This is a genomic window from Streptomyces colwelliae, from assembly GCF_048158785.1.
Lineage (GTDB): Bacteria > Actinomycetota > Actinomycetes > Streptomycetales > Streptomycetaceae > Streptomyces.
The window spans coordinates 1-5,031 of record NZ_JBLTJC010000560.1 but is presented as its reverse complement, the minus strand read 5'-3'; the positions used below and the strand labels follow the sequence as shown (position 1 = coordinate 5,031).

Sequence of the window (5,031 nt, the reverse complement as noted above, 5' to 3'; positions counted from 1 at the left end):
GTTCGAGGCGTACAGGCCGCGGTAGTCGCTGATGCGGGCCGTCGGAGCTTCACGCGCTCGACCGACTCGTCCGCCCACAGGCGTCCCCTTTCCCTGCCTCCAGTTGAGGAACTTCTCGCATGTCCGCGCCTTCTTCCACGCCGACTTCGGCGTGCCCTTCGTATGCCGCCGCGCTTCGCCGTGACAGGGGCGAGTCAAGGCAAGGGCGGGTCAAGAGACGTGGGGTGCGGCGGCGGGTGTCGTGACGGGCACGGATTGGTTGCGGGACGGCGCCGCTCCCCCACAACTGCCGCCCACCGAAGGCACCATGACGACTTATGGGGACCTTGAGCGGGGGCCGGGATCGCTACGTCGACTTTCTGCGGGCATGGGCGATCGTGCTGGTGGTGTTCGGGCACTGGCTGATCACGGGGTTGGTGCGGGAGCCCAACGGGGCAATCAGCGCACCGGAGTTGCTCGCCACCGTGCACTGGACCCAGTGGCTGACCCTGGGGTTCCAGATCATGCCGCTGTTCTTCCTGGCCGGCGGGCACGCGGCCGGTGGTTCCTGGGCGCGGGCCCGCGACGAGGGTCGTACGGCGACCGGTTGGGTGGGACAGCGGGCGCTACGGCTGCTGCTGCCGGCCGGGGTGTACAGCGGGCTGATGCTGCTCGCCGTCGCGATCTGCTCGGCGGTCGGGGTGGACCCCGGCATCCTCGCGCTCGTCGGGTGGGCGATGGCCATGCAGTTCTGGTTCCTGCCGGTGTATCTGCTGCTCAGCGCGGCAACGCCGGTGCTGCACACGGCACATCGGAGGTGGGGGCTGCTGGTGCCGGTGGTGATGGGGGTGGTCGCCCTGGTCGCCGACACACTGGTCGTCACCGTGCACGCGCCCTTCGCAGGACTGCTCAACTACGTGCTCGTGTGGGGCGTCGCCTACCAACTGGGCTTCTGCTGGCGGGACATGCTCCTCATCGAACGGTCCGCCCTCTCCGTCTGCATGGCTGCGGGCGGTGCCGTCGCCTTCGCCGTGCTGGTCGCGTTCGGGCCGTTCCCGGTGAGTCTGATCCTGGTGACCGGGCAGAGCCCCAGCAACACCAATCCGCCGTCGGCGGCCATGCTGGCGTGGGCGGTTGGGCAAGTCGGGCTGGCGCTGTTGCTCGCGCCCGTGCTGCGACGGCTGTTGGAACGCGAGCAACTCTGGCGGCTGGTAAGGCCGTTGGGCGGGGCGAGCATGACGCTCTACCTGTGGCACATGTTGCCGGTGCTGATCGTCGCCGCCGCCTTCTATCTCACCGGGCTCGCTCCCGAACCGGCCTACGGGTCCGGGAGTTGGTGGGCGATGCGGGTGCCCTGGCTGGTCGTGCTCGGGGTGGTGCTGGTGGGGGTCGTAGCGGCGCTGGGGCCGTTGGAGCGGGGGCTCGCGGTGGTGTACGAGCGGACGCGGCCGGGTGATCTGGCGCTTGAACTTCCGCGTCGGCCTTGGGCGTTGTGGGCTGGGCTGGCGGCGAGTGTGAGTGCGCTGATCTGGTTCTCCGGGCATGGGTTCGCGTATGGCGGGCGATTCCCGGTGCTGCCCGCGGTGGGGCTGGTGGTGGGGGTCGGGCTGGTCATGGTGATGGGGCGGAGTTCGGTGGACCGGGGCGTGCGCCTTAGCGTCTGAGTGGCTTGGGTTGTCTTGCGAGTGCGGCTGCGTTGTGGCTGGTCGCGCAGTTCCCCGCGCCCCTTAGGGGGTTGCCCTGCGCGGGGTTTGGAGTGGCTGTCGGTCTTGGTGATGGGGCGGGACGGCTTGCGCCGTTCCGCCCCGTCACCGTCCAACTGCCTTAGTGCCTACGGCACTTCGCGAGATCGATCCGGACGATCTGTGGGTCGTGGTCGCTCGCCTGGTCCGCGAACTCCGCGTTGATGTGGACGACGTCGTAGTTGAAGGACGTCACCGCGGGGCTGGTCAGGATGTGGTCCAGGGTCTGGGAGTTGCCGTCGTAGACGTAGGTGTAGCGCTCGGCGGCGGGGAGGGTGGTGATCAGGGGCTTGAGGACCTTGTCGGCCGTCAGGGTGGTCACCGTCTGGGAGAACTCGTAGTCGTTCAGGTCGCCGAGGACGACCGCCTTGGCGTTCTTGTCCGCCGCCAGCAGGGACTTGACGAAGGTGTTGACCTCCGCCGCCTGGGCCGCGCGCTGGGTCTCCGAGCTGCGGGCCGGGGGCTGGTAGCGGCCGTGGATCGGCTGGTCGCCGCCCTTGGAGATGAAGTGGTTGGCGATCACGAAGACCTGCTCGCCCTGGAAGGTGAACTCGCCCACGAGAGGCTTGCGGCTGTCTTCCCAGGCCGCGTTGGCCGGGTCGATCCGGCCCGGGGAGTAGGTGAGTTCGACGCCCTTGCGGGTCTTCACCACGCTCGTGGCCGTGGTCGCGTCGCCGCCCGGGTGGTCGGTGAAGGAGACCCGCTTGGGGTTGAAGAGGAAGACCTGGCGGATGTTGCCGCCGGGCTCGCCGCCGTCCTGGTTGTTGGTCGGCGAGATGTAACGCCACTTGTACGCCGGGCCGCCGGCCGCGCGGACCGCGTCCGTGAAGCGCTTCAGGGTGCCCTCGGCCGTCACCGTGCCGTCGTTCGTCGCGCCGTTGTCGTCCTGGATCTCCTCCAGGGCCACGATGTCGGGCGAGTTGAGGTTGACCGCGACGCCCTCGGCGAGCCGGTCGAACTTCTCCTGGGTGTCGAGCGCGTCCAGGTTCTCCACGTTGTACGTGGCAACCGCGAGCTCGTCCCCCTTCTGACGACGGGTCACCTCCTGCTTCAGGCCGTTGTCGACGAGCGTGCCGAGCTGGGTGGCCTGGACGTTGTAGCCGCCGTAGGTGGAGTAGTCGAGGGGACCGGTCGTGACACCTGACAGTTCGTCACCGACGTTGGCCGCCGGGAACGTTGAGGTGGTGTCGAGCGACATGACCTCGATACGGCCCGTGTTGGGCTGGTCGTAGGAGGAGTACAGGGTGCCGCCGCGGGCGGTGGCGTTCTCGTCCGGCTTGACCGTGACCCACAGCTCGCCGTAGGCATCCGAAGCGCCGACCACACGCGCGTCGGCGAACGTGACCCGCATGCCCTCCAGGGACTCGTAGAAGTCCTGGGCGTAGACGGTCGGTTGGAGCGCGAGGGACTCGATGCTGCCGCCGGACGCGGTCGGGATGTAGGCGTCGGGGACCGAGGTCGCGTCCAGGGTCACGGCGTCCGGCAGGGCGTTGCCGCTGGAGAGGACCGTGGTGGTCGGGCCGGTGATCTCGGTGTTCGACTGGCTGGTGCTGCTCGGGTAGTACTCGCTGACCTTGCCGGTGACCAGGACCGAATCGCCCACCGCCACCGTGGGCTTGGCGGAACCGGTGTAGACGAACACGGCCTCGCTGGTGCGCGGGTCGGCGTCCGGCGTCGGGTCCTGGATCCAGTAGCCGAGGGAACCGCTGGCGCGGACGCCGGTGACGATGCCCGGGACGCGGGTGACCGTCTGGCCGGCGTACGGCGAGAGGCGGGTCGTGCCCTGGATGTCGTGGACGCGGACGGTACCGGGGTCGGTCGGCGAGCCGCCGTCACCACCGTCGCCGCCGCCGTCGCCCGAACCGGGCGTCTGGCCCGCCGAGTTGACCGGTGACGGGGTGGCGCTGGTGAAGTCCGCCGCGTTGTCGTCGGTGTCGGCGAGCGAGTCGGCGCGGGCGACCGCGGCCGTGTTGGAGGCGCCGGCGGCCGGGCCGCTGCCCTCGCGGACGACCGCGGTGCCGTAGCCCGTGAGGTCGACGATGCTCGGGTCGGCCGCGCAGTCCGCGGCGGTCTTGCAGGTCAGCGCGGTGGCGCCGGAGACCAGGGCGATCGTGCCGGAGGTCGCGCTCATGGCGATCGAGCCGGTGGCGTCGGTGGTCGGCAGCGCGGTCGTGCCGCCGCTGCCGGTGCCCTCGCCGACCAGGTAGCGGGCGCCGGGGGCGATCGCGCCGGTGAGGGCGGTGACCTGCCAAGTCGAGCCGGAGGACGGCGTACCGGGCAGGTACTGGACGCTGTAGCCCGACAGGTCGTAGGCCGTCGAACCGGCGTTGCCGAGTTCGACGAAGTCCCGGGTCAGGGTCGCTCCCGAGTTGCCCCCGCCGCCGTACACCTCCGCGATGACCGCCGAGGCGGAGGGAGTTGCGGACGCGGCGGGCAGGGCGGTGAAGGCGAATGCTCCCGCCGCGCCCACCGAGACGATCGCTTGGGCGGTGCGGCGGGCGCGGGGTCTGCGCCCTTCAGGTCTGGACACGCTGGCGGTCTCCTCGTACTTCGTGTAGCTGCCGATACCGGGTGCCTGTGGGGAGTCGGCTCAAGTTACGCGCGTAGAAAGGGAGTTGCCAGAGGGCCTCACGTTAAATCCAGGGAACAAGTGAGTACGGGGGCGGCTGCGACGGCCGCGAAAGTGACGTTCCACACATAACCCCGGTGATCAACTGGACAACTCGCCCTATTTCGGCGGACCTTGAGAGCTCCCGGGGTGTAACAGGTTCACCGTTCAACCGTGGCTTTTTCCGATTTGATCCAGTTCACTCGGGATGGTTTGCCGTAGGGCATAAGTCCGTTCAGTCCCCAGGAAGCGTGTGCGAGATATGTCCAATTCATCCGATTCGTCACAAGTCCCCTTCGCTCCCCACCCGGTGACCGCCGCCGAGGTCATCCCGGGCGACCTGATCGCCCTGAGCCCGGCCGACGCCGAACGCGCCTGCTGGTACGTCGTCACACACACCCTCCCCGAGACCCCCGAGACGATCCGCGTCACCCTGCGGCCACCGCTCGGCGGCACGGACCGCGACGAGGTGCTCGGCCGCGACCGCCGCGTGATCAGCGGGTGCCGGCGACTGGATGTCGGGGCGGTGCCGCGACTCGTCTCCGACGACCTCGCGTCCGTCGAGTTCCGGGAGGGCGACCGGGTGAGTTCGTTGCGGGTGGTGGATCCGGGGGCGGACGAGGTGTCGTACGTGCGGCGGCCGAGGTCGGCCAGGGTGTGCGACGCGCGCGCGAAGAGGAAGTCGCCGGTGAGCACCGCGAC

General features: G+C 69.5%; 2 protein-coding genes and 1 pseudogene. 2 read left to right on the top strand and 1 reads right to left on the bottom strand.

Annotation, left to right across the window (positions count from 1 at the left end; all coding sequences use genetic code 11):
• Nucleotides 1–317 precede the first annotated feature (317 nt).
• The gene (locus tag ACNFOC_RS50790; protein WP_416965764.1) at nucleotides 318–1,643 is read left to right on the top strand and encodes an acyltransferase family protein; all 1,326 of its coding nucleotides are present in this window, start codon (nucleotides 318–320) and stop codon (nucleotides 1,641–1,643) included.
• Nucleotides 1,644–1,803: 160 nt separating this feature from the next.
• Here ACNFOC_RS50790 and ACNFOC_RS50785 read toward each other — a convergent pair whose 3' ends face one another.
• A complete protein-coding gene (locus ACNFOC_RS50785) occupies nucleotides 1,804–4,191 on the bottom strand; it encodes a DUF8508 domain-containing protein (protein WP_416965765.1) in 2,388 nt (795 codons plus the stop codon).
• A gap of 448 nt (nucleotides 4,192–4,639) precedes the next feature.
• Here ACNFOC_RS50785 and ACNFOC_RS50780 point away from each other — a divergent pair.
• Nucleotides 4,640–5,031 (top strand): annotated as a pseudogene (locus ACNFOC_RS50780) (hypothetical protein); the annotation flags it as partial.

Excerpts from the sequence above, each read along its gene's own strand:
- ACNFOC_RS50790 (WP_416965764.1), top strand. The coding sequence starts at position 318 with ATGGGGACCTTGAGCGGGGGCCGGGATCGCTACGTCGACTTTCTGCGG.